Consider the following 23,769-nt stretch of genomic DNA (forward strand, 5'->3'; position numbering starts at 1 on the left):
CGTCCCTGTGTCATCGGCCGGGTATGCCGGCGGCGAGCAGTTCCACGAAGCTGACGCCCTCGTCCGCGACGCCGAAGACCTCGGCGCGCAGCAGGGTGCGTTCGGCCCAGGCGCGGTGCGGCTTCACTTCGTTCATCTTGTTGGTGTAGGCCGATCTCAGGACGCCCCCGCCGCCGCGTTCGGGCTTCAGGATGTCCTGGGCGTCGCTGTACTCCTCGTGGCTGACGACGGACAGCGCGTGCACGGGCAGCACGTGGGAGGGGTGGATGCAGGTTTTGCCGAGCAGGCCGTTGGCCTGGTCGAGGGAGATCTCCCGCAGCAGTCCGTCCATGGCGTGCTCGATCAGTGTCTCGCGCAGTTCGACGGCCTGCCCCTCCAGGAAGGGGCTGGTGCGCAGCATCGGCTTGAACATGCGCTCGGAGACGCGGAAGTACTCCCAGACGGGGCCGGTGACGGTGAAGCCGGTGCCGTCGGCGCGGGCGAGCATGTTCACGACGTCGGAGATGACGGAGGCGACGATCTGGACGTCGTAGGCGGTCATGTCGGGGGCGCGGCGCAGGCCGTAGGAGGAGCAGAAGTCGGTGACGCCGAGGCGCAGGGCGAGGACCCGGTCGCGGTACTTGTCGACGGCGCGGAAGATGCCTTCGAGGGTCTCCACGCGGGACTCGCGGTAGAGCAGCTCGGGGGATTCCAGGACCGGCATGGCGAACAGGCGGCGCCCGCAGTCGGCCTCGGCGAGGGTGAGGGCCTCGAGGAAGGGGATGCCGCGTTCCTCGGTGAACTTGGGCAGCACGAATCCGGACAGCAGGCGGACGGTCGCGCCGAGGCGGCGCACCAGGTCGGGGATCTGGCGGGGGGTGCGGACCCGGATGAACAGCAGGGGCCGGTCGCCGTCCGGGAGGTCGGCGAGGTCGGCGAACTGGCGGACGAGGTTGTCCTCGCCGTGCGCGACGTCCTCGTCGCCGATGGAGTCCTCCAGGCACAGCACCATGGACACGACTCCGCGTGCGGCCTGCTTGACGATGTCGTCGGCCAGGTGGGGGCGGGTCGCCGGGCTGTACAGGGTGGCGCCGAGGGCGGCGGACAGCAGCCGGGCCGGGGAGTCGGCGGTGAACTCGCGGGGCTGGCGATGGAAGAGGCGCTGCCGCACCTCAGGGGCGATGTGCCCGAAATGACGCATGTATCTCCCCCGGGGCGCAAGGTTCTGGCCTGTGGTTGCGGTAAAAGGTGGCCGGTAATAGTACGTACGGACCCATGTCCTGGGTTCCCGCGGGGCATGAATTTCCGGTAACACACCCGAGGCAGCGCCGTGTCGGCGCGGGACCACCCCGCATTGTCGTGGACAGGACTCAGCAGGCAGGATGACGGCATGACGCACGCGATGCTGAAGGGGTCGAACGTCCCGGTCGAGGCCGCGACGGTCCGTGCCGTGCTGCGCTGGTCGCCGGGGCAGGGTGTGCCGGACGTGGACGCCTCGGCGCTGCTGCTGGGCTCCGACGGCCGTGTGCGCTCGGACGAGGACTTCGTGTTCTACAACCAGCCCCGGCATCCGTCGGGGGCGGTGTGGGGGCTGGGCAAGAAGCGGCTGGCCGAGGGCCTGACCGACACGATCCAGGCGGACCTCACGGGGGTGGAGGCGGAGGTCTCGCGCATCGTGCTGGTCGCCTCGGCGGACGGGGTCGCCTTCGACCGGGTGCGGGACCTGAGCATCCTGCTGTACGACGCCGCGGTGGACGGGGAGGCGCTGGCGTCCTTCGCGATCCGGCCGGAGACCGGCGAGGAGACGGCGCTGATCTGCGGGGAGCTGTACCGGCGGGGCGAGGGCTGGAAGTTCCGCGCGCTCGGCGAGGGCTACTCCAACGGTCTGAAGGGCCTGGCGACGGACTTCGGCATCTCGGTGGACGAGTCGGAGGAGGCGGCCGGGGAGCAGCCGGCGGCCACCGCACCGCCGTCCCAGCCCCTGCCGCCGGAAGCGCCGTCGGCGGTGCCGGCCCAGCCGGGGTACGGCTATCCCCAGCAGCCGCCGCCCACGGCCCCGCTGCAGCCGGCGTACGGCTATCCGCAGGCGGAGAGCCGGCCGGCGTACGGCTACCCCCCGGCGGCGGCGGACGGCTACGGCTATCCGCAGCCGGTGACCGGCGCCCCGGACCCGGACTTCCGTCTGCCGCCGATGGGGCCGCAGTTCGTCGGGCGGTGACGTCGCCCGGTTACCGTTCGGCCTTGGCCTTGTAGCCCCTGCCCCACTGCAGCCCCCAGCCGTACAGCCGGTCGATCTCGCCCTGGAAGCCGTACACGAACTTCACCTCGCGCCGGACGACCAGTTCGCCCTTCACGTTCTCGATCATCACCACCGCGCAGGAGCGGGCCTGCGGGTGCCGTTCGTCGAGGCCGATCTCGATCCGCGGCCCGTTGCTGGGGTACAGCGTGACGATGGCGTGTGTACGGTCGAAGGCCGGTGTCTGGTCGTAGATGTAGACGAAGACCAGCAGCCGTTTGATGGCCTCGCGGTGGTCGAGGTTGACGTACATCGTCTCCCCCGATCCCGAGCCGAACCGGTCGTCGCCGCTGAGTTTGACGTACGGCGGTGCGTTGACGTCGCCGAGATAGCCGCCCAGCGGCTGGACGACCCCCTTCGTGCCGTCGGTCAGCTCGTACAGGCAGCCCAGGTCGAGGTCGACGTTGACCATGGACTGGCTGTGTTCGAGCACCTCCGGTGGCTTGAGGGCCTGGAAGGGGTGGCGCAGCAGGCTCTCGCGCTGGGAGCCGCCGATGTCGGAGGTGCGCATCCGCCAGGCCAGGTTGATCCGCAGGTTGCCGGTGGCGGCGCCCTGTTTGGTGAGGGAGACCTGGCGGTGCCGTTTGGTCAGCTCGATGGCGTTGGTCGCGGCGTTGCCCGAGTCGAAGTCGGCGGCGCGTCCGCCGAGCAGCCCGTCGAAGAGTCCCATTTCCCGCCCCCAGGTGTCACAGCACAGACCGGCGGGACGGCTGTCCGGGAGGAGTCGTCCTCCGCAGCCGCCCCGCCGTGAAGCGTTCCCTCGCCGGGGAGGTCGTCACACCCCGGAGGGGACCTCCGTCTTGTCGTCGGAGCCCGCGTCTCCCCCGGCCGCCGCGAGCGCCTTGTTGCGGCGCACGGAGGACCAGAAGGACCAGGCGATCAGGACGACGCCGACGAGACCGGTGATGACCTCGTTGATCTCGTACTGGATGGTGACCATGAGGATCACGGCGAGGGCGCCGATGGCGTAGTGGGCGCCGTGCTCCAGGTAGACATAGTCGTCGAGGGTGCCCTGGCGGACCAGGTAGACGGTGAGCGAGCGGACGTACATCGCGCCGATGCCGAGGCCGAGGGCCATCAGGACGATGTCGTTGGTGATGGCGAACGCGCCGATCACGCCGTCGAAGGAGAAGGACGCGTCCAGGACCTCCAGGTAGAGGAACATGAAGAACGCGGCCTGGCCGGCCAGGGTGACCGGGGAGCGCTTCTTGCCGGTGCGGGCGGCCTCTTCCTCCTCCTCGTGCTCGCGTTCCTCGTCTTCCTCCAGCTTGTCCTCGAAGTAGCCGGACAGGCCGCCGACGACCATGTAGGTGATCAGGCCGGCGATGCCGGCGATGAGGACCGTCTGCGCCTTGTCGGCGTGCGCGCCGCCGTGCTGGTGGGCGTGGGTGGCGAAGGTGAAGGAGGTGATCAGCAGGACGATCAGGGAGATGCAGACCGACAGCATGTCGACCTTGCCGAGCTTGGCCAGCGGCCGCTCGATCCAGCGCAGCCACTGGATGTCCCGGTCCTCGAAGATGAAGTCGAGGAAGATCATCAGCAGGAACATGCCACCGAACGCGGCGATCGCCGGGTGGGCGTCGGTGACCAGCTGCTGGTAGCGGTCCTTGTTGTTGAGCGCGAGGTCGACGGCCTGCAGGGGGCCCATCTTGGCGCTGATCGCGACGATGACGACGGGGAAGACCAGCCGCATGCCGAAGACGGCGATGAGGACACCCACCGTGAGGAAGATCTTCTGCCAGAAGGCGCTCATCTTCTTCAGGATTCCGGCGTTGACCACCGCGTTGTCGAACGACAGCGAGATCTCGAGGATGGAGAGGATCGCCACGACGCCGAAGGCCTCCCACCCCCCGTAGAAGACCGCAGCGACCAGGCCGACCGCGGTAATCGCGAACGACCAGCCGAAGGTTTTCAGAAGCACTGGCTACCCAATCCGTAGGTACGGGTCCCCCCGCGCCGTACTCGGCTTTACGAAACGTTGACCCCGAAGTCTAGAGCGATGCCCCGGAGCCCCGACGCGTACCCCTGTCCCACGGCTCGGAACTTCCATTCGCCCTGGTAGCGATAGACCTCGCCGAAGATCATGGCCGTCTCGGTGGAGGCGTCCTCGCTGAGGTCGTAGCGGGCGAGTTCCTGGCCGTCCGCCTGGTTGACCACACGGATGAAGGCGTTGGAGACCTGGCCGAACGTCTGGCCGCGCTCGTCGGCCATGTGGATGGAGACCGGGAAGACGATCTTCTCGCAGTGCGCCGGGACCTTGGCGAGATCGATCAGGATCGACTCGTCGTCGCCCTCGCCCTCACCGGTGAGGTTGTCGCCGGTGTGCTCCACCGAGCCGTCCGGGCTCTTGAGCTGGTTGTAGAAGACGAACCACTCGTCGCCCAGCACCCGGTTGCCGGCGCCGCACAGGAGGGCGCTGGCATCGAGGTCGAACGGTGCGCCGGTGGTGGAGCGCGCGTCCCAGCCGAGTCCGACCATGATGTGGGTGAGGTTCGGTGCGGCCTTGGACAGGGAGACGTTGCCCCCCTTGGCGAGCGTGACGCCCATGATGCTGGTCCTCCCCTGGTGGTGCCTGTGTGGTGGTCCTGCGCGTCCGGCGCCGCGCGCAAACCGCGCGGCGCCGGACGGTGCCTTTCAGGCGGGTGTGTCTGCGGCTCAGACGTTCACGCCGAAGTCCTGCGCGATGCCGCGCAGACCCGAGGCGTAGCCCTGGCCGATGGCGCGGAACTTCCACTCGGCGCCGTTTCGGTAAAGCTCGCCGAAGACCATCGCCGTCTCGGTGGAGGCGTCCTCGCTCAGGTCGTACCGGGCGATCTCCTGCTCGCCCGCCTGGTTGACGACGCGGATGAAGGCGTTGCGGACCTGGCCGAAGGACTGCTGGCGGTTCTCGGCGTCGTAGATCGACACCGGGAAGACGATCTTCTCGACGTCCGCCGGGACGCCGGCGAGGTTGATCTTGATCTGTTCGTCGTCGCCCTCGCCCTCACCGGTGATGTTGTCGCCCGTGTGCTCCACGGAGCCGTCCGGGCTCTTGAGGTTGTTGAAGAAGACGAAATGCTGGTCGCTGGCGACCTTGCCGGAGTTGTTCAGCAGCAGCGCGCTGGCGTCGAGGTCGAAGTCCGTGCCGGTGGTCGTGCGCACGTCCCAGCCCAGACCGACGATGACCGCGGTCAGGCCCGGGGCCTCCTTCGTCAGCGATACGTTGCCGCCCTTGCTGAGGCTGACTCCCACGAGTCCTCCATTGGTGTTCGGGGGCGGGGAGCCCCGTCGTGCTGTGACATCGGATCAACGAACCGATCCTAGTAACGGGTTCCCGCACCCCGCAGGCCCTGGAGCGCAACAATCGCCGGGTGTCGGCCCGGATCAGAGGGTGTCGAGGGCCTTGACGTACTCGCTCAGGTCCCGGGCGTCGGGCAGGGCGTTGACAATGCTCCAGCGCACGACGCCCTCCTTGTCGATGACGAAGGTGCCGCGCACCGCGCAGCCCTTGTCCTCGGCGAAGACGCCATAGGCGCGGGAGACCTCGCCGTGCGGCCAGAAGTCGCTGAGCAGCGGGTACTCCAGGCCCTCCTGCTCGGCGAAGACGCGCAGGGTGTGGATGGAGTCGTTGGAGACGGCGAGCACCTGGGTGTCGCGGTCGGAGAACTGCGGCAGGTTGTCGCGGACCTCGCACAGTTCGCCGGTGCACACGCCGGTGAAGGCGAACGGGTAGAAGATCAGGACGACGTTGCTGCTGCCGCGGAAGTCGGACAGTTTCACGGTCCGGCCGTGGTTGTCCTTCAGCTCGAAGTCGGGGGCCTTGTCGCCGACCTGGATCGCCATCGTCGTTACGTCCCTTTCGGTGCGCTGTTCGGGTGAGAACGCTCGGTTCCACCCTACGAGGCGATCACCTGGGGGCGACGGCAGGCCTGCGGGCGGGCCGGCGTCGGCCGGCCCGCCCGGGCACGTGGTTCATCGCTTCGACTTGGCCGCCTTCGGCGTGGCAAGCCGGCTGCCGCTCCAGTCCTTGCCCACGCTGACACTCTTGGACGCCGTCAGCCCTGCCGTGGTGGCGGCTTCCGAGATGTCGCTGGGCTCGACGTATCCCGAACGGCCGGTCTTCGGCGTGAGGAGCAGGATCGCCCCGCCCTCCTCGATGTACGTGGTGGCATCCACCAGCGCATCCGTCAGGTCGCCGTCGTCGTCACGGAACCACAGCACAACGGCGTCGGCCACGTCGTCGTAGTCCTCGTCCATCAGGTCGCCCTCGATGGCTTCCTCGATGGCCTCGCGGAGCTCCTGGTCGACGTCGTCGTCGTAGCCGATCTCCTGGACCACCTGCCCGGGCTGGAACCCCAGCCTGCCGGCAGGGTTCGTCCGCTCCTCCGCGTGGTCCGCGGTCGCGCTCACGGGTTGCCTCCTGATCATGTCTTGGTTGGGGGTACCCCCTGCTCCTCAAGAGCTTGGGGGATTTCTCAGCCACGCGCGTGCGCGAAGCATTGGCCGTAGTCCACACGGGCGGGACGGATCGCGCAAGTACCCGGCGGTTCGGACCGCCGAAACGGTGACGTTCCAGGCCGTGTCGCCGCAACTTACGGCACAGGATCTCAGACCCGGGTGATGCGCACCACACCTTTCTGCCCCCTTTGGGCGTTTGGGAACCACGCGTGGGTACGAGACTCGAATGAGTTTCGCACCCCGGCCGACCCTCGGATTACCTCGCGGTAGTGACGGCGTCGGAGATGACGTGCGCCCCACCCGGGGTGGACGATGGGGTCGGCGGCAACACGGCCAGGTGGACAGGTCCCTTTCGACAGGTCCCTCGACAGGTAAGGATCAGCGTGGCTTCCGGATCCGATCGCACCCCGATCATCATTGGCGGCCTTCCGAGTCAGGTCCCCGACTTCGACCCGGAAGAGACCCAGGAGTGGCTCGACTCGCTCGATGCCGCCATCGACGAGCGCGGCCGGGAGCGGGCGCGCTATCTGATGCTGCGGCTGATCGAGCGGGCCCGCGAGAAGCGCGTGGCCGTGCCCGAGATGCGCAGCACGGACTACGTCAACACGATCGCCACCAAGGACGAGCCGTTCTTCCCCGGCAACGAGGAGATCGAGCGCAAGGTCCTCAACGCCACCCGCTGGAACGCGGCCGTGATGGTCTCGCGCGCCCAGCGCCCGGGCATCGGCGTCGGCGGGCACATCGCCACGTTCGCCTCCTCCGCCTCGCTCTACGACGTGGGCTTCAACCACTTCTTCCGCGGCAAGGACGAGGGCGACGGCGGCGACCAGGTCTTCTTCCAGGGGCATGCCTCGCCGGGCATCTACGCGCGCGCGTACCTGCTCGACCGGCTCACCGAGGAGCAGCTGGACGGCTTCCGCCAGGAGAAGTCGAAGTACCCCAACGCCCTGTCCAGCTACCCGCACCCGCGCTCGATGCCGGACTTCTGGGAGTTCCCGACGGTCTCCATGGGCCTCGGCCCGATCGGCGCGATCTACCAGGCGCGCATGAACCGTTACATGGAGGCGCGCGGCATCGCCGACACCTCGGGCTCGCACGTGTGGGCGTTCCTCGGCGACGGCGAGATGGACGAGCCGGAGTCGCTCGGCCAGCTGTCCATCGCCGCGCGCGAGGGCCTGGACAACCTGACCTTCGTGGTGAACTGCAACCTGCAGCGCCTGGACGGTCCGGTGCGCGGCAACGGCAAGATCATCCAGGAGCTGGAGTCGGTCTTCCGGGGCGCCGGCTGGAACGTGATCAAGCTCATCTGGGACCGCACCTGGGATCCGCTGCTCGCCCAGGACCGCGACGGTGTGCTGGTCAACCGGATGAACACGACGCCGGACGGGCAGTTCCAGACGTACGCCACCGAGTCCGGCGCGTACATCCGCGAGCACTTCTTCGGTGACGACCACCGGCTGCGCGCGATGGTCGAGAACATGACCGACGACCAGATCCTGCACCTGGGCCGCGGCGGCCACGACCACCGCAAGATCTACGCGGCGTTCAAGGCGGCCAAGGAGCACAAGGGCCAGCCGACGGTCATCCTGGCCAAGACGATCAAGGGCTGGACGCTGGGCCCGAACTTCGAGGGCCGCAACGCCACGCACCAGATGAAGAAGCTGACGGTCGACGACCTCAAGGGCTTCCGCGACCGGCTGCACCTGCCGATCTCCGACAAGGAGCTGGAGAGCGGGCCCCCGCCGTACTACCACCCGGGGCGGGACACCGAGGAGATCCAGTACATGCACGACCGGCGCAAGTCGCTCGGCGGGTACGTCCCGACCCGCCTCGTGCGCTCCAAGCCGCTGTCGTTGCCGGACGAGAAGACGTACGCGACCGTGAAGAAGGGCTCCGGTCAGCAGTCGATCGCCACGACCATGGCGTTCGTACGGCTGCTCAAGGACCTCATGCGGGACAAGGAACTCGGCAAGCGGTTCGTGCTGATCGCGCCGGACGAGTACCGCACGTTCGGCATGGACTCCTTCTTCCCGAGTGCGAAGATCTACAACCCGCTGGGTCAGCAGTACGAGTCCGTGGACCGCGAGCTGCTGCTCGCCTACAAGGAGTCGCCGACCGGGCAGATGCTGCACGACGGCATCTCGGAGGCGGGCTGTACGGCGTCGCTGATCGCGGCGGGCTCGGCGTACGCCACGCACGGCGAGCCTCTGATCCCGGTGTACGTCTTCTACTCGATGTTCGGTTTCCAGCGCACCGGTGACCAGTTCTGGCAGATGGCCGACCAGCTGGCGCGCGGTTTCGTCCTGGGCGCGACCGCCGGCCGTACGACCCTGACCGGTGAGGGTCTGCAGCACGCCGACGGCCACTCGCAGCTGCTGGCCTCCACGAACCCGGCGTGCGTGGCGTACGACCCGGCCTTCGGGTTCGAGATCGCGCACATCGTCAAGGACGGGCTGCGCCGGATGTACGGCAGCTCCGAGGAGCACCCGCACGGCGAGGACGTCTTCTACTACCTCACCGTCTACAACGAGCCCATCCAGCACCCGGCCGAGCCGGAGAACGTGGACGCCGAGGGCATCGTCAAGGGCATCTACCGGTTCACCGAGGGCACGGCCGGCTCGATCCCGGCGCAGATCATGGCCTCCGGCGTGGCGCTGCCCTGGGCGATCGAGGCGCAGAAGATCCTCGGCGAGGAGTGGAACGTCAAGGCCGATGTGTGGTCGGCGACCTCCTGGAACGAGCTGCGCCGCGAGGCGGTGGCCTGCGAGCAGCACAACCTGCTGCACCCGGAGGAGGAGCAGCTCGTGCCCTATGTGACGCGCAAGCTGTCCGGGGCGCAGGGGCCGTTCGTGGCCGTCTCCGACTGGATGCGGTCGGTGCCGGACCAGATCGCGCGATGGGTGCCCGGCACGTACCAGTCGCTCGGCGCGGACGGGTTCGGCTTCGCGGACACCCGGGGCGCCGCCCGGCGGTTCTTCCACATCGACGCGCAGTCGATCGTGGTGGCGGTGCTGACCGAGCTGGCGCGTGAGGGCAGGATCGACCGGTCGGTGCTCAAGCAGGCCGTCGACCGCTACCAGTTGCTCGACGTCACGGCGGCGGACCCGGGGGCGGCGGGCGGCGACGCGTAACCCCTACCGGGGGCGAGGCGCGGTGGGGCTCGGGGCTCCGCCGGACCTGAGGGCGGTGGGGCTCAGGGCTCCGCCGGACCTGAGGGCGGTGGAGCTCGAGTCTCCACCGCCCTTATGTGTTCTTTACGATGCGTTGCATGGACGCACAAACGGCGCAGACCCGCTGGGAGCAGCGCACCCAGCGGCCGCTGCTGGCGCTCGCCGTGCTGTTCGCCGTCGCCTACGCCGTGCCGATCGTGGACGGTTCCGCCGGGCGGCCCGTGACCCTCGCCTGCACGGTCGTCGAGTGGGTCGTGTGGGGGGCGTTCGCCACCGACTATCTCGTCCGGCTGGTGCTCGCCCCCGACCGGATGCGCTTCGTGCGCAGGCACTGGCTGGACCTGTGCGCGGTCGTGGTGCCGGTGCTGCAGCCGCTGCGCCTGCTGCGGATCGTCGCGACCCTGCTGCTGGTGGGCCGGCGGGCGCGGATGGCGAACCAGATCCGGCTCACCACGTACGTCGTCGGGGCGGTCGTCGGACTGCTGATGTTCGGCTCGCTGGCGGTGCTGTCGGTGGAGCGGTCGGCTCCGCACGGGAACATCCGGACGCTGGGTGACGCGCTGTGGTGGTCGTTCACGACGATGACGACCGTGGGGTACGGGGATCACGCGCCGACGACCGGCCTGGGGCGGCTGATCGCGGTCGGGCTGATGCTGTCCGGGATCGCGCTGCTCGGTGTGGTGACGGCGAACATCGCGGCGTGGTTCATCGCCCGGTTCGAGAAGGACGACGTGGAGGAGCGGCGCCAGACGGAGGCGATCGAGTCCCTGACGCAGGAGGTCCGGGCGCTGCGGGCCGAGGTCGCGGAGTTGCGGGCGCTGTCGGGGCGCGGATGACCGGGTGACCGTCGCGGCCGTCCGCGCAGGGGTGGGCCCCCGGCCGGTGCCAGGGGTCCTTCCCTTTTCTTTCCGGTTCCTCCCCGGCTTTCTTCGCCGGTTCGCTCCCGGTTTGTCCCCGGTTACAGCAGACCGCTGCCCGGGGTGGTCGCTCCGATCAGCCACAGCAGGGCCAGGAGCGTGTCGATGGCGCCCAGCACGAAGGCGACCAGGGCCGGGGTCTGGCGGGAGGCGCCCGACCAGGTGCGGCCCAAGGAGAACCATCCACAGGCCATCGCCGCGGGACCGAGGACGATCCCCAGGGTGAAGAAACCGGCGACCGCACAGACGGCTCCGATGATGCCGAGCGTCGCGCGGTCCGGCCCGGTCCGTGACCACATCCGGCCACGTGACCGGGGGTATCCGCGCGTTCCGTTGCCGAAGCCCGTCATCATCAACTCCCAGAACCCCGGGGTCAGTTGAAGTGGATCGGGGTTCTGTCGCTTCGAGTAACCCGGCTTGGCGCGGTCATGCCGCCGGGAGTTCGGATTTCAAGAAAAAACCCGGGAGTCGGCGCGCTGTCCCCCTCCGGCAGCGCGGCGACGTCCGGGCCCGCCTTCCGGCGGGGCGCGCACATGTCGGGCGAGGATGCCCGGAGAACGTGCCGTACCGGAGGGCTTGACCCAATGTGACGTGTGCCCGGCGCCGGAGGGGTGGGATCCTCCGCGCTGTCACCCTGATGAGCGAACTTTCCTGACGTTGCGTCAGATGTGTGCCGCACCCGCGCCCGCGTCGGCGTTCTCGCCGCGCTTGGTGAGGAAGGCGACGAAGACCGCGACCACGGCAACGCCGGCGGCGACCAGTGACGCGAGGCTCATGCCGGAGATGAAGGTGTCGTGCGCGACGCCGGCGATCTTCTCGCCGATCTGCGCCGGGGTGCCCGGCGGGACCGGGGCCACGCCCACCTGGACGGCCTCGGAGGCCTGGCCGAGCTGTTGGCCGGTGAGCGGCGGCAGGCCGGCGTCCTTCCAGTTGGCGGGCAGGTCGCTGTCCACCTTGGAGGCCATCACGGCGCCCAGCACGGCCGTGCCGAGGCTGCCGCCGATCTGCATCGCGGCCTGCTGGAGACCGCCGGCGACGCCGGACAGCTCCATGGGCGCGTTGCCGACGATGACCTCGGTGGCGCCGACCATGACCGGGGCGAGGCCGAGGCCCAGCAGGGCGAACCAGAGCGACATCAGACCGCTGCCGGTGTCCACCTTCAGCGTCGACATGCCGTACATGGCGATCGCGGTGACGGCCATGCCGCCCGCGAGCGGCACGCGCGGGCCCAGCTTGGTGATCAGCGCGCCGGCCAGCGGGGAGCCGACGATCATCATGCCGGTGAGCGGCAGCAGGTGCAGGCCGGCGTCGATGGGGCTCATGCCGTGCACGTTCTGCAGGTAGAAGGTGACGAAGAACAGGCCGCCCATGAAGGCGATGGCCATCAGGACCATCAGCACCACGCCCGCGGACAGCGGCACCGAGCGGAACAGCTTCAGCGGGATGAGCGGTTCGGCGACCTTCGTCTCCCACAGAGCGAAGAGGCCGAAGCCGAGGGCCGACGCGCCGATGAACAGCCACGTCTTCCCGTCGCCCCAGCCCCACTCGGGGGCCTTGATCAGCGCCCAGACCAGGCAGAACATCGCGCCCGACAGCAGGGCGATGCCGAGGATGTCGAAGGAGCGCGGGGCGTTCTGCGCGCGGTGGTCGAGCAGGATCAGCAGGCCGAGGAGCAGGGCGAGGACACCGACCGGCACGTTGATGAAGAACACCGACTGCCAGCTGACGTGCTCGACCAGCACACCGCCGAGGATCGGGCCGCCGGCGGTGGAGGCGCCGATGACCATGCCCCAGATGCCGATCGCCATGTTGAGCTTCTCGGCCGGGAAGGTCGCCCGCAGCAGGCCCAGCGCGGCCGGCATCAGCAGCGCGCCGAACAGGCCCTGGAAGACGCGGAAGGTCACGACGAGCGCGATGGAGTCGGACAGCCCGATCGCACCCGAGGCGGCGGCGAAGCCGACGACACCGATCAGGAAGGTCTGGCGGTGGCCGAAGCGGTCACCGAGCTTGCCGGCCGTGATCAGCGAGACGGCGAGGGCCAGGAAGTAGCCGTTGGTGATCCACTGCACCTGCTGGAAGGTGGCGCCGAGGTCCTTCTGGATCGCCGGGTTGGCGATGGCCACGATCGTGCCGTCGAGGGCCACCATCATGACCCCGACCGCGACGGTTATGAGGGTGAGCCACGGATGGCCGCGCAGGCCGCTGGCGCCCGGCGCCTGCCCCGACGCGTCCGACGGGCCGCCGTCCCCCGGTCCCGTCTTGTCGAGGGTGATCTGACTAGTCATGTGTTCGAGGCTAGTGACAGTCACTGACAATTGACAAACCAATTCACAAGCCGGTAACTGACACGACACTGACGGATAGCCTGAACTGGGGCAACCGTTGTGAAGGAGGACTGTGGGCACGCTCGGGACCCCGCGCACGGCACCGCGGCCGGGGCTGCGCGAGATCAAGAAGCAGCGCACCCGGGACGCGCTGGTGCGGGCCGCCCTGGAGCTGTTCACCACCCAGGGCTACGAGCAGACGACCGTCGACGAGATCGCCGAGGCCGTCGACGTCTCGCAGCGCACCTTCTTCCGCTACTTCGCGAGCAAGGAGGACGCCGCCCTCGCCCTGCAGGCCATGACGGAGGCGTACTTCCTGGAGGCCGTGCGCGGCCGCCCGCCGCACGAGACGCCGATGCAGGCGCTGCGTCAGGCGATCGTGGAGGGCTGGGACCGGATCGGCGAGTCCATCGAGGCGGTCGTCCCGGTCGAGCTGTACCTGCGCATGTACCGGATGATCGAGTCGACCCCGGTGCTGCTCGCCGCGCATCTGCGCCGCTCCGCCGAGACGGAGGAGAAGATCGCGCGGGTGCTGGCCGATCGTGAGGGCGTCGACGTGGACGCCGACCCGCGACCGCGGCTCGTGGTGGCCGTCTTCGGCGGGGTGATAAGGGTCACCGAGCGGCAGTGGAGCGTGGGCGAGGACGGCAGCGTGGAGGCGATGCGCGAACTCACCGCCCGGTACCTCGATCAGGTGGGCCCGGCCATCAGGGGCAACTGGCGCACCACCTGACCCCGCGGCGCGTTTACGAAACGTGATCCCCGTCACTCGGTTCACGCGAGACCCTCTCGTTCTCCTAGTGTGTCCTCCCAGTGACTTCCTTCGACACCTCCCCACACCTGAACGTCTGGCGCATGCTGCTCGCGCTGGCCGTCGTCTTCGTGATGCTGGCGACCACCGGCTGGACGGCCCTGCGCCACGGGCCGGAGAGCACCGCACTGCAGGCGTCGCTCTCGGACTGGGAGCACGGCCGGGTGCACGGCCACCGGCTGCCCGACCCGGCCGCCGGCCCCGCCCGCCTCACGCGGTTCTTCACCTCGCTGACCGCGCAGGAGCGGGCGTCGCTCGCCCGCCGCTATCCGCTCGCCGTCGGCAATATGAACGGCGCCCCGGCCCAGCTGCGCTACCACGCCAACCGCGTCGCGCTCGCCCAGGCCGCGAGCACCGAGCGCGACCGCATGCACGACACCCGGCTCAGCAGGGCCGGGCAGCAGGCGGCGGGCAAGCGGATGCACCGGTACGAGTCGATGCTGCGTGACGGGCGGCAGATCCTCGCTTTCGACCCGGACGGCTCCGGCCGCGCCGCCGAGGTCTTCGGCGACCTCGACAAGGCCGAGCGCATCTCGGTGATCGTGCCCGGCGTGGACACCGACCTGTCCACCTTCCAGCGCACCTACCGCAGATACTCGGCCCCGGTCGGCATGGCCGGCTCGCTGTACGCCGCCGAGCGGGCGGCGAGCCCCTCGACCCGTACGGCCGTCATCGCCTGGGCCGACTACACCGCGCCCGCCGGCCTCGGCATCGACTCGGCGACCGCGATGCGCGCCCAGGACGGCGCCGTACGCCTGAACGCGCTGGTGCGCGCACTGCCCGGACGCTCACCGGTCTCGCTGTTCTGCCACAGCTACGGCTCCGTGGTGTGCGGGGTCGCCGCGCGCGCGCTGCCGGGCCGGGTGTCCGACATCGCGGTGGCGGGCAGCCCCGGCATGCGGGTGACGAAGGCGGCGCGTCTGGGCACCTCCGCCCAGGTGTGGGCGATGCGGGACGCCACCGACTGGATCCAGGACGTGCCGTATCTGGAGTTCGGCGGTCTCGGCCACGGCGCGGACCCGGTGTCGCCGGCGTTCGGCGCGCGGGTGCTGTCGGCGCGGGACGCGGACGGACACGCGGGCTACTTCGAACCCGGCACGGACAGCCTGCGCAACTTCGCCGACATCGGCGTCGGCGCATATGACTCGGTGAGTTGCGGCGACGACGACGGCGCCTGCCGGGTGGGTTTGTCCGGTGCCTCGATGGCCGGACGCGCGTAGAGACAGCAGGAAGTGCGGTCTGCGGGGGGATGGGCCGAAGAAGCGGAGCCGCTTACGATGAGCCGCATGGGTGACGTACTGGCCGGATTTCATGCCGCCTGGGAGTTCGAGTCCGACTCCGTGCTCATCCGTTACGAACGGGGGATTCGAACACCGAAGCTGTTCCAGGCGCTCGGCGAGCGGCGCGTCCCGCTCGCGGCGCTGGAGTCGGTGACGCTGGCGCCCGGCAAACGGGGCACGGTCGTGCTGCGTGCCGTGCCGCGGCCCGGGGCCGATCCGCTGCTGGAGGCGGCCGACGGTCAGCTGAAGGAGGCCGGCGACCCCTACCGGCTGGTGCTGCCGGCCGAGAAGGAGACGCTCGCCGAGTACTACGCCGACGAGCTGCGCGGCCTGCTGACCGAGTCCGGCCCGGCCGGGCGGTTCCTGATCGAGGCGCCGGGGCCGCCGCGGGCGTTCAAGGCGTACGACGCGAAGGCGTCCTTCGACGGGACGACGGTTCGTTTCCGCTGGTCGTGGACGGGTGCGTCGTCGGCGAAGTGGAAGGCCGGCGACCAGAGCTTTCCGGTGGACGGCCTCAGCGGGGTGGAGTGGCGCTCCCCCGAGGTCTTCGAGGGGCACCTGCGGCTGATACCGCGGGACGGCGACACCGGGGCGCCCGTCCCCCCGGATCAGGATCCGGCCGCGGTCGTGTTCGGGCTGGGGTACGGGCCCGTGCACGAATCGCTGCCGTTCGCGGCCGCCGTACTGGCCGCGGTGCGGGACCGCCGGCCGGCGGTGTCGGTGCCGGCCGCTCGGCGTGACCCTGCGGATATCGCCGAGCGGATCCGGCACCTCGGGGAACTGCATCAGGCGGGGCTGGTGACCGACGAGGAGTTCTCCATGAAGAAGGCGGAACTGCTCTCCGAGCTGTAGGCGCCTTCTCGTCCAGGGCGGCTCCGCTACTCCCTGCCCGCCGACGTGAACGTCATGTCCGCGTACCTGTCGCCGGCGACCTTCGCCGCGATCGGGTCGAGCAGGGACAGCTCCTCGTCCGTCAGCCTGATCCTCGTCGCCGCCGTGTTCTCCTCCACCCTGCTCCGCTTGCGCGTGCCCGGGATCGGGATCACCGGGAGACCGTGGACGGCCGCCTGCTGCTGGACCCAGGCCAGGGCGACCTGGCCGAGGGAGACGCCGTGGGAGGCGGCCACGGTGCGGATCGGGTCCAGCAGGGCCGCGTTGGCGGTGGCGTTGTCGCCGGTGAAGCGGGGCTGCTGGCGGCGGAAGTCGTCGGCACTGAGGTCCGTGTCGGCGCTGGTGAAGGCGCCGGTGAGGAAGCCCCGGCCGAGCGGGGAGTACGGCACGAGGGCCACGCCCAGCTCGCGGGCGGCCGGCACCACCTTCGCCTCGATGTCCCGGCTGAACAGCGACCACTCCGACTGCACGGCGGCGATCGGGTGGACGGCGTGCGCGGCGCGCAGCTCGTCGGCGGTGACCTCGCTCAGGCCCAGGTGCTTGACCTTGCCCTCGCGCACCAGCTCGGCCATGGTGCCGACGCTGTCCTCGATCGGTACGTTCAGGTCGCGCCGGTGCATGTAGTACAGGTCGATCACGTCGACGTCGAGGCGCTTCAGGCTCGCTTCGACGGCCTGGCGGATATAGGGCGGGTCGTTGCGGATGATCCGCTTCGTCGGGTCGTCCGGCGGGATCGACAGGGCGAACTTGGTGGCGATGACGAGGTCGTCGCGGTGCGCCTTGACGAAGGGGGCGAGGAAGCGCTCGTTGTCGCCGTCGCCGTAGGCGTCCGCCGTGTCGTACAGCGTGACGCCCAGGTCCAGCGCCCGCTCCAGGGTGGCCCTGGCCTCTTCGGCGTCGGTGGGGCCGTAGGCGAAGCTCATGCCCATGCAGCCGAGCCCCTGTACGCCGACCTCGGGGCCGTGGTCGCCGAGTCGTGCCGTGGGGATCCTGGCGTCGGTCATCGTGTCCTCTCCGCCTCGCGGGGCCGTCCGGCCTCCGCGTAGAAACCGATCTTCCTGTCGAGCACCGCGAGGGTGTCGTGCAGCTCGGCGATCCTGGCCAGGACGTCCCGGCGGGTCGCCTCGAGCAGCTCGTGGCGCTCGGCGTACGTGCTGTCCCCCTCGCGCACGAGCTGCGCGTACCGGACCATGTCGGCGACCGGCATCCCGGTCAGCCGCAGCTTGCCGACGAGGTCGAGCCAGTCCAGGTCGCGGTTGCTGTACCGGCGCTGGCCGGTGTGCGAGCGGTCGATGTGGTCCATCAGTCCGATCCGCTCGTACCAGCGCAGGGTGTGGGCGGTCAGGCCGGTGAAGGCGACGACCTCGCTGATCGTGTAGCGGTCCTGCCCGTCGGGGCGGGGGTGCCGCGGGGGCGGGGCGGAGCAGATGTTCGTTCGGGTGGCTGTGTCCTCGGCCTCCTGAATGGCCGTGACCGTGGTCTGCATCACCGTCATGACCCCCACGCTATGGCCTTGGAGTGCACTCCAAGCAAGCGGATTCCGTAAGAAAACAGGGGGACATGAGCTCGCGATGTAAGTACCGTAGGCCGCATGAGACCAGTACGTCGTGCTGTGGCGGAGGACGCCGGGAGCTGCTCCGGCTGTGCCAGGTGATGATCGACGCCGTGCGTCGCGAGCCCGCCGCCGAGTGGCATGCCGAGTCGCTGCCCGGTCTGCGGGCGCGTCTGTCGGACCCGGACGGGGACTTCGCCGCCTTCGTCGTGGACCACCCCGAGCGGCCCGGCGCGCCGGCCGCGCTCGTCGTGGGCACGCTGGAGTACCGGATCGGGCGGGCGGGTCATCCGCGCGGGGCGGCCGGGTTCGTCTTCAGCGTGGCGACCGACCCGGACGTGCGCAGATGGGGTCCCCCTGCTCGAGCGGAGCCGAGAGCTTGGGGGAGGGTACGCGCGCGCGTGCATGGCGGAGCTGCTGGCGTGGTTCCGGGAGCGGGGCGCGGGCTATGTGCATCTCACGGCGTCGGCGGAGGCCGAGCCGCTGTACGCGTCGATGGGCTTCGTCCGCAAGCCCGACCCCTTGATGGAGCTGACGCTGTGAGCGCTTAGGCTCGTCGGCATGTCGCTGAACAGCCTCGCGTTGATCGAGAACTGGCCGGTTCCCACCGCCGCGGCGGGCGTCGTACGGGCCGACGGGACGGTGCTCGGCACCCACGGGCCGGCCGACCGGCGCTTCCCGCTCGCCTCGGTGACCAAGCCGCTCGCGGCGTACGCCGTGCTCGTCGCCTACGAGGAGGGCGCGATCGAGCTGGACGAACCGGCCGGGCCCGCGGGGTCGACGGTGCGGCATCTGCTGGCGCACACCTCCGGTCTCGCCTTCGACGAGCACCGGGTCACGGCCGCGCCCGGGGAGCGGCGGCTGTACTCCAACGCCGGTTTCGAGCAGCTGGGCGACCATGTGGCCAAGGCGACGGACATCCCGTTCGCCGAGTATCTGCGGCAGGCGGTGCTGGAGCCGCTCGGCATGACGGCGACCTCGCTGGAGGGCTCCCCGGCCAAGGACGGCGTGTCGACGGTCGCGGACCTGCTGCGCTTCGCCGCCGAGGTGCAGGCGCCGCGGCTGCTGGATCCGCGCACGGTCGCCGAGGCGATGACCGTGCAGTACCCGGGGACCAAGGGTGTGCTGCCGGGCTACGGCCACCAGAACCCGAACGACTGGGGTCTCGGCTTCGAGATCCGCGACGGCAAGTCGCCGCACTGGACGGGCGCCTCGTCGTCTCCGCGCACCTTCGGGCACTTCGGGCAGTCGGGGACGTTCGTGTGGATCGACCCGGACGCGAGCGCGGCCTGTGTGGCCCTGACGGACCGGGCCTTCGGGCCGTGGGCGACCGAGGCGTGGCCGGCGTTCACGGACGCGGTGCGGGCGGAGCTGCGCTAGGCATCTCCGGCGGGCCATCTCCCGCGGGTCATTTCCGACGGGCCGTTCCCGCGGCCCATCTCCCGCGGTCGTCTGCCTCTGGTCATCAGCCGCTGGTCATCTCCCACAGCAGTACCTCCGCGGCCGACTCCGCCGGAAGCCGAAGGTCCTTCGCGTCCGTGACGCGGGCCGCGTCGCCCGGCCCCAGCCGCTCCTGCCCGAGCCGGACGTGGCCGCGCACGACGTGGACGTACACATGAGCCGCATCCGGCACTGCGGTGCGCTCCCCCGCCCCTAGGCGCCGCACGTGCAGCAGCGCCCCGGCCTCCGGTACGGCGTACGGGGTGGAGTCGGCGATGCCGCGGACGATCTCGTACGACGGCTCGCCGCCCGGCTCCAGCGGAGCCAGCCACATCTGCACGAAGGTCAGGGGCGCGGTGCCGTCGTTGCGTTCCACGTGCCGCACGCCCACGGCCGAGCTGAGGCGCTGCACGTCGCCGGGGCGCACCCGCGTCTCGTGACCGGTGGAGTCGCGGTGCGTCAGCTCGCCCTCGACGACCCAGGTGACGATCTCGGTGTGGCTGTGCGGGTGCTCGTCGAAGCCGGCGCCGGGCGCGAGGCGCTCCTCGTTGCAGGCGATCAGCGCGCCGAAGCGGAGGTTGTCCGGGTCGTAGTGCGGCCCGAAGGAGAAGGAGTGCCACGACTCGATCCCGACCGCCGGATCCCCACCGGGGTAGCGCGCGCCCGCACGCCGTACGTCCACCATCACGAACCCCACGGTAGCCCTGCCGGGCGACACCGGACGGCATCGGCGGGCGCCTCCCGGGGCGGGCCGCGGGCAGGGACGGGCGATCGCCCCGGCGGCGACCGGCCCATGGGCACGCGGGCGTGCCGGCCCGAGGGCATGCATGGGGCTGCCCCGGGACATCGACGCCAGGGACCTGAGCGCCGGACCTCGGGCAGCGGACCGTGGGCAGCCCGGGCACCGGGCCGAGGGCCGTCAGGCACCAGCCCGTGGGCACCCGAGGCGCGGCCCCGAGGGCAACCCCCGGCGCCGGGGCCGCGGGCCGCGGGCGGCCGTGGGTGTCGTCGGGTGGGGGTGAGCGGACCCGGCGGCACACGTCGGCGGCCCGATAAGGCAGTCTTGTCCCCGTGCCCGAACCCGAATCCCGTCATGCCGACCCCGTACCGCGCCCCGTCCATCCGCACGCCGCGACGCTGAAGCGGCTGGAGAAGTCTTCCGGTTCGCTCGCCGCGCAGGCGATCGCGCGGATGGACGAGACGCTGCCCTGGTACCGGGCGATGCCCCCGGAGAACCGTTCCTGGATCGGGCTGGTCGCCCAGGCGGGCATCGCCGCCTTCACCGAGTGGTTCCGGCACCCCGAGACCCCGCAGGCGATCTCGACGGACGTCTTCGGCACCGCGCCGCGCGAGCTGACCCGGGCGATCACGCTGCGGCAGACCGTGGAGATGGTGCGCACCACCATCGAGGTCATGGAGTCGGCCATCGACGAGGTGGCCGCCCCGGGTGACGAGAGCGTGCTGCGCGAGGCGCTGCTCGTGTACGCCCGCGAGATCGCCTTCGCCACCGCCCAGGTGTACGCGCAGGCCGCCGAGGCACGCGGTGCCTGGGACGCCCGCCTGGAGTCGCTCGTCGTCAACGCCGTGCTGAGCGGGGAGGCCGACGAGGGCGCCGTCAGCCGGGCCGCGGCGCTCGGCTGGAACTCGCCGGAGCATGTGTGCGTGGTGCTGGGCACCGCGCCCGACGGGGACAGCGAACTGACCGTGGAGGCGATCCGGCGCGCGGCACGGCACGCCAAGCTCCAGGTCCTCACCGGGGTGCTGGGCAGCCGGCTGGTGGTCGTCGCGGGCGGCAGCGACAACCCCCTCGCCGTGGCCAAGTCGCTGATCGGCCCGTTCGCGGCGGGCCCGGTGGTGGCCGGCCCGATCGTGCCGGACCTGCTGGCGGCGACCCGGTCCGCGCAGGCCGCGGCAGCGGGCCTGAAGGCCTGCTCGGCCTGGCAGGACGCACCGCGGCCGGTGCTCGCGGACGATCTGCTGCCGGAGCGCGCGATGGCCGGTGATCCGATGGCGCGCGAGCAGTTGGTGGAGGAGATCTACAGACCGCTGGAGGAGGCGGGCTCCGCGCTGCTGGAGACGCTCGCCGTCTACCTGGAACAGGCGAGCAGTCTGGAGGGGGCCGCCCGGATGCTGTTCGTTCACCCCAACACCGTGCGCTACCGGCTTCGACGTGTGACTGACGTCACCGGCTGGTCGCCTTCCGATGTACGCTCGGCGTTCACCTTGCGCATCGCACTGATTCTGGGGCGTCTGGCCGACGGTGATCCCCAGACCTAATGTTTTGTCGGGGGCCCACAAAACCCCCTCGTGTTCTTCGTCCTTGTCCTCACGGGCGGCCACGGCCGTCCCCAAGAGAGAGTGTGAGAGTGCTCGTACTCGTCGCTCCCGGCCAGGGCGCTCAGACGCCCGGCTTCCTGACTCCCTGGCTCGACCTGCCCGGCGCGGCCGACCGCGTCGCCGCCTGGTCCGAGGCCATCGGACTGGACCTCACCCACTACGGCACGAAGGCCGACGCGGAGGAGATCCGCGACACCGCGGTGGCCCAGCCGCTGCTGGTGGCGGCCGGCATCCTGTCCGCCGCGGCACTGGGTGACGTGAGCCCCGGCGCGGTCGCCGGGCACAGCGTCGGTGAGATCACCGCGGCCGCCTTCGCGGGCGTCCTGGACGACACCGCCGCGCTGACCCTGGTGCGCACCCGGGGTCTCGCGATGGCCGAGGCCGCCGCGATCACCGAGACCGGCATGTCGGCGCTGCTCGGCGGCGACCCGGAGGTCTCGGTCGCGCACCTGCACCAGCTCGGTCTGACCCCGGCGAACATCAACGGCGCCGGCCAGATCGTGGCCGCCGGCACGCTGGAGCAGCTCGCCGCGCTGAACGAGGACAAGCCCGAGGGCGTCCGCAAGGTCGTCCCGCTGAAGGTGGCCGGTGCCTTCCACACGCACCACATGGCCCCCGCGGTCGACAAGCTGGCCGAGGCCGCCAAGGCCCTCACGCCCGCCGACCCCTCGGTCCCCTACGTCTCCAACAAGGACGGGCAGAGCGTCACCACCGGCGCGGAGGTCCTGGACCGCCTGGTCGGCCAGGTCGCCAACCCGGTCCGCTGGGACCTGTGCATGGAGACCTTCCAGCAGCTCGGCGTCACCGCCCTGCTGGAGGTGTGCCCCGGCGGCACCCTGACCGGCCTGGCCAAGCGTGCCCTGCCCGGAGTACGAGCGTTCGCCCTGAAGACCCCCGACGACCTCGACGCGGCCCGCGAGCTCATCGCCGAGCACGCCTGAGACGCCCAAGGAGCCGAATCGAACATGTCGAAGATCAAGGCCAGCAAGGGCGCCCCGTACGCGCGCATCGTCGGCGTCGGCGGCTACCGCCCGACCCGCGTGGTTCCCAACGAGGTCATCCTCGAGACGATCGACTCGTCCGACGAGTGGATCCGCTCACGTTCCGGCATCCAGACCCGGCACTGGGCGAACGACGAGGAGACCGTCGCCGCGATGTCCGTCGAGGCGTCCGGCAAGGCGATCGCGGACGCCGGGATCTCCGCCGAGCAGATCGGCGCGGTGATCGTCTCCACCGTGTCGCACTTCAAGCAGACCCCGGCCGTGGCCACGGAGATCGCCGACAAGCTCGGCACGAACAAGGCCGCCGCCTTCGACATCTCCGCGGGCTGCGCCGGCTTCGGCTACGGCCTCACCCTCGCCAAGGGCATGATCGTCGAGGGTTCGGCCGAGTACGTCCTGGTCATCGGCGTGGAGCGGCTGAGCGACCTGACCGATCTGGAGGACCGCGCGACGGCCTTCCTGTTCGGTGACGGCGCCGGCGCGGTCGTGGTCGGCCCCTCGCCGGAGCCGCACATCGGCCCGACGGTCTGGGGCTCGGAGGGCGACAAGTCCGAGACCATCAAGCAGACGGTGCCGTGGACGGACTACCGCGAGGGCACGGTCGAGAAGTTCCCGGCCATCACGCAGGAGGGCCAGGCGGTCTTCCGCTGGGCCGTGTTCGAGATGGCCAAGGTCGCCCAGCAGGCCCTGGACGCGGCCGGCATCAGCGCGGCCGAGCTGGACGTCTTCATCCCGCACCAGGCCAACGAGCGGATCATCGACTCGATGGTGAAGACCCTGAAGCTGCCGGAGACGGTCACGGTCGCCCGTGACGTGCGCACCACCGGCAACACCTCGGCCGCCTCGATCCCGCTCGCGATGGAGCGGCTTCTGGCGACCGGGGAGGCGAAGAGCGGCGACACCGCGCTCGTCATCGGATTCGGGGCGGGTCTCGTCTACGCCGCGACGGTCGTTACCCTCCCCTAGGCACTCCGTGCCGGATCATCGTATCCGGCACGGCGCAGCACCACCCTGCCGCTCCCGCGGCGGGCGCCACACACTGAAGACACCAACGAAGGAGCGCCATCATGGCCGCCACTCAGGAAGAGATCGTCGCCGGTCTCGCGGAGATCGTGAACGAGATCGCCGGGATCCCGGTTGAGGACGTCCAGCTGGACAAGTCCTTCACCGACGACCTGGACGTCGACTCGCTGTCCATGGTCGAGGTCGTCGTCGCCGCCGAAGAGCGTTTCGACGTCAAGATCCCGGACGACGACGTCAAGAACCTCAAGACCGTCGGCGACGCGACCGACTACATCCTCAAGCACCAGGCCTGAGTCCCGCTCGGGCCGGAC

23 protein-coding genes and 1 pseudogene are annotated in these 23,769 nt (G+C 70.3%); 12 read left to right on the plus strand and 12 right to left on the minus strand.

Annotated elements, in window-relative coordinates; genetic code table 11:
- Positions 1 to 10: 10 nt before the first annotated feature.
- Entirely contained in the window at positions 11 to 1,180 is a 1,170-nt protein-coding gene (locus tag AB0J12_RS34125) for an HpcH/HpaI aldolase/citrate lyase family protein (RefSeq protein WP_363268522.1), read from the minus strand.
- A 189-nt stretch (positions 1,181 to 1,369) separates the two neighbouring features.
- Between AB0J12_RS34125 and AB0J12_RS34130 the strand changes: the two genes are divergently transcribed.
- Positions 1,370 to 2,197: a TerD family protein gene (locus AB0J12_RS34130; protein ID WP_363268523.1), complete on the plus strand. Its 828-nt coding sequence runs from the start codon at positions 1,370 to 1,372 to the stop codon at positions 2,195 to 2,197.
- Positions 2,198 to 2,207: 10 nt separating this feature from the next.
- Here AB0J12_RS34130 and AB0J12_RS34135 read toward each other — a convergent pair whose 3' ends face one another.
- The 6 genes from AB0J12_RS34135 to AB0J12_RS34160 all read right to left on the minus strand — a co-directional run bounded on the left by AB0J12_RS34135 (position 2,208) and on the right by AB0J12_RS34160 (position 6,664).
- On the minus strand, positions 2,208 to 2,945 hold the full coding sequence (locus tag AB0J12_RS34135; RefSeq protein ID WP_363268524.1) for a Tellurium resistance: 738 nt from the start codon (positions 2,943 to 2,945) through the stop codon (positions 2,208 to 2,210).
- A gap of 105 nt (positions 2,946 to 3,050) precedes the next feature.
- Positions 3,051 to 4,196: a DUF475 domain-containing protein gene (locus tag AB0J12_RS34140; protein WP_363268525.1), complete on the minus strand. Its 1,146-nt coding sequence runs from the start codon at positions 4,194 to 4,196 to the stop codon at positions 3,051 to 3,053.
- Positions 4,197 to 4,243: 47 nt separating this feature from the next.
- A complete protein-coding gene (locus tag AB0J12_RS34145) occupies positions 4,244 to 4,822 on the minus strand; it encodes a TerD family protein (RefSeq protein ID WP_363268526.1) in 579 nt (192 codons plus the stop codon).
- A 108-nt stretch (positions 4,823 to 4,930) separates the two neighbouring features.
- Positions 4,931 to 5,506: a calcium homeostasis/redox stress adaptation protein gene (locus AB0J12_RS34150; protein WP_363268527.1), complete on the minus strand. Its 576-nt coding sequence runs from the start codon at positions 5,504 to 5,506 to the stop codon at positions 4,931 to 4,933.
- 132 nt (positions 5,507 to 5,638) lie between these two features.
- The gene (locus AB0J12_RS34155) at positions 5,639 to 6,097 is read right to left on the minus strand and encodes a peroxiredoxin (RefSeq protein WP_363268529.1); all 459 of its coding nucleotides are present in this window, start codon (positions 6,095 to 6,097) and stop codon (positions 5,639 to 5,641) included.
- A 129-nt stretch (positions 6,098 to 6,226) separates the two neighbouring features.
- On the minus strand, positions 6,227 to 6,664 hold the full coding sequence (locus tag AB0J12_RS34160) for a DUF3052 domain-containing protein (protein WP_361631961.1): 438 nt from the start codon (positions 6,662 to 6,664) through the stop codon (positions 6,227 to 6,229).
- A gap of 431 nt (positions 6,665 to 7,095) precedes the next feature.
- On the opposite strand from AB0J12_RS34160, the gene aceE reads away from it, so the two are divergent.
- Both aceE and AB0J12_RS34170 read left to right on the plus strand, forming a co-directional pair.
- Positions 7,096 to 9,843, plus strand: a complete 2,748-nt coding sequence (gene aceE / locus AB0J12_RS34165; protein WP_363268530.1) for a pyruvate dehydrogenase (acetyl-transferring), homodimeric type — start codon at positions 7,096 to 7,098, stop codon at positions 9,841 to 9,843.
- Between the two features lie 137 nt (positions 9,844 to 9,980).
- Entirely contained in the window at positions 9,981 to 10,718 is a 738-nt protein-coding gene (locus tag AB0J12_RS34170) for an ion channel (protein ID WP_363268531.1), read from the plus strand.
- A gap of 122 nt (positions 10,719 to 10,840) precedes the next feature.
- Here AB0J12_RS34170 and AB0J12_RS34175 read toward each other — a convergent pair whose 3' ends face one another.
- Positions 10,841 to 11,152, minus strand: coding sequence for a small hydrophobic protein (locus AB0J12_RS34175; protein WP_363268532.1), 312 nt, complete (start codon positions 11,150 to 11,152; stop codon positions 10,841 to 10,843).
- A gap of 309 nt (positions 11,153 to 11,461) precedes the next feature.
- Complete coding sequence (locus AB0J12_RS34180) at positions 11,462 to 13,084, minus strand: MFS transporter (protein ID WP_363268533.1); 1,623 nt, start codon at positions 13,082 to 13,084, stop codon at positions 11,462 to 11,464.
- 112 nt (positions 13,085 to 13,196) lie between these two features.
- Here AB0J12_RS34180 and AB0J12_RS34185 point away from each other — a divergent pair, with 112 nt between their 5' ends.
- From AB0J12_RS34185 to AB0J12_RS34195, 3 genes are all read left to right on the plus strand, one after another.
- Entirely contained in the window at positions 13,197 to 13,856 is a 660-nt protein-coding gene (locus AB0J12_RS34185) for a TetR family transcriptional regulator (protein WP_363268534.1), read from the plus strand.
- A gap of 80 nt (positions 13,857 to 13,936) precedes the next feature.
- On the plus strand, positions 13,937 to 15,154 hold the full coding sequence (locus tag AB0J12_RS34190; protein WP_363268535.1) for an alpha/beta hydrolase: 1,218 nt from the start codon (positions 13,937 to 13,939) through the stop codon (positions 15,152 to 15,154).
- 66 nt (positions 15,155 to 15,220) lie between these two features.
- Complete coding sequence (locus tag AB0J12_RS34195; protein WP_363268536.1) at positions 15,221 to 16,066, plus strand: DUF4429 domain-containing protein; 846 nt, start codon at positions 15,221 to 15,223, stop codon at positions 16,064 to 16,066.
- 26 nt (positions 16,067 to 16,092) lie between these two features.
- Here AB0J12_RS34195 and AB0J12_RS34200 read toward each other — a convergent pair whose 3' ends face one another.
- On the minus strand, positions 16,093 to 17,109 hold the full coding sequence (locus AB0J12_RS34200; RefSeq protein ID WP_363268537.1) for an aldo/keto reductase: 1,017 nt from the start codon (positions 17,107 to 17,109) through the stop codon (positions 16,093 to 16,095).
- Complete coding sequence (locus AB0J12_RS34205) at positions 17,106 to 17,600, minus strand: MerR family transcriptional regulator (RefSeq protein ID WP_363268538.1); 495 nt, start codon at positions 17,598 to 17,600, stop codon at positions 17,106 to 17,108. Before AB0J12_RS34205 ends, AB0J12_RS34200 begins: the two co-directional genes overlap by 4 nt.
- A 96-nt stretch (positions 17,601 to 17,696) precedes the next feature.
- Here AB0J12_RS34205 and AB0J12_RS34210 point away from each other — a divergent pair.
- Positions 17,697 to 18,200 (plus strand): annotated as a pseudogene (locus AB0J12_RS34210) (GNAT family N-acetyltransferase).
- Positions 18,201 to 18,218: 18 nt separating this feature from the next.
- On the plus strand, positions 18,219 to 19,037 hold the full coding sequence (locus AB0J12_RS34215; RefSeq protein WP_363268539.1) for a serine hydrolase domain-containing protein: 819 nt from the start codon (positions 18,219 to 18,221) through the stop codon (positions 19,035 to 19,037).
- 85 nt (positions 19,038 to 19,122) lie between these two features.
- On the opposite strand, the gene AB0J12_RS34220 is transcribed toward AB0J12_RS34215, so the two are convergent.
- Complete coding sequence (locus AB0J12_RS34220; protein WP_363268562.1) at positions 19,123 to 19,782, minus strand: pirin family protein; 660 nt, start codon at positions 19,780 to 19,782, stop codon at positions 19,123 to 19,125.
- Between the two features lie 386 nt (positions 19,783 to 20,168).
- Between AB0J12_RS34220 and AB0J12_RS34225 the strand changes: the two genes are divergently transcribed.
- The 4 genes from AB0J12_RS34225 to AB0J12_RS34240 all read left to right on the plus strand — a co-directional run bounded on the left by AB0J12_RS34225 (position 20,169) and on the right by AB0J12_RS34240 (position 23,751).
- Entirely contained in the window at positions 20,169 to 21,374 is a 1,206-nt protein-coding gene (locus AB0J12_RS34225) for a helix-turn-helix domain-containing protein (protein WP_363268540.1), read from the plus strand.
- Between the two features lie 89 nt (positions 21,375 to 21,463).
- The gene (locus AB0J12_RS34230) at positions 21,464 to 22,375 is read left to right on the plus strand and encodes an ACP S-malonyltransferase (protein ID WP_363268541.1); all 912 of its coding nucleotides are present in this window, start codon (positions 21,464 to 21,466) and stop codon (positions 22,373 to 22,375) included.
- A gap of 24 nt (positions 22,376 to 22,399) precedes the next feature.
- The gene (locus tag AB0J12_RS34235; RefSeq protein WP_363268542.1) at positions 22,400 to 23,401 is read left to right on the plus strand and encodes a ketoacyl-ACP synthase III; all 1,002 of its coding nucleotides are present in this window, start codon (positions 22,400 to 22,402) and stop codon (positions 23,399 to 23,401) included.
- A 101-nt stretch (positions 23,402 to 23,502) separates the two neighbouring features.
- On the plus strand, positions 23,503 to 23,751 hold the full coding sequence (locus AB0J12_RS34240; protein WP_004931691.1) for an acyl carrier protein: 249 nt from the start codon (positions 23,503 to 23,505) through the stop codon (positions 23,749 to 23,751).
- The last annotated feature ends 18 nt before the right edge of the window (positions 23,752 to 23,769 follow it).

Origin of the sequence: Streptomyces sp. NPDC049915 (genome assembly GCF_040656475.1) — a bacterium.
Classification (GTDB): Bacteria; Actinomycetota; Actinomycetes; order Streptomycetales; family Streptomycetaceae; genus Streptomyces.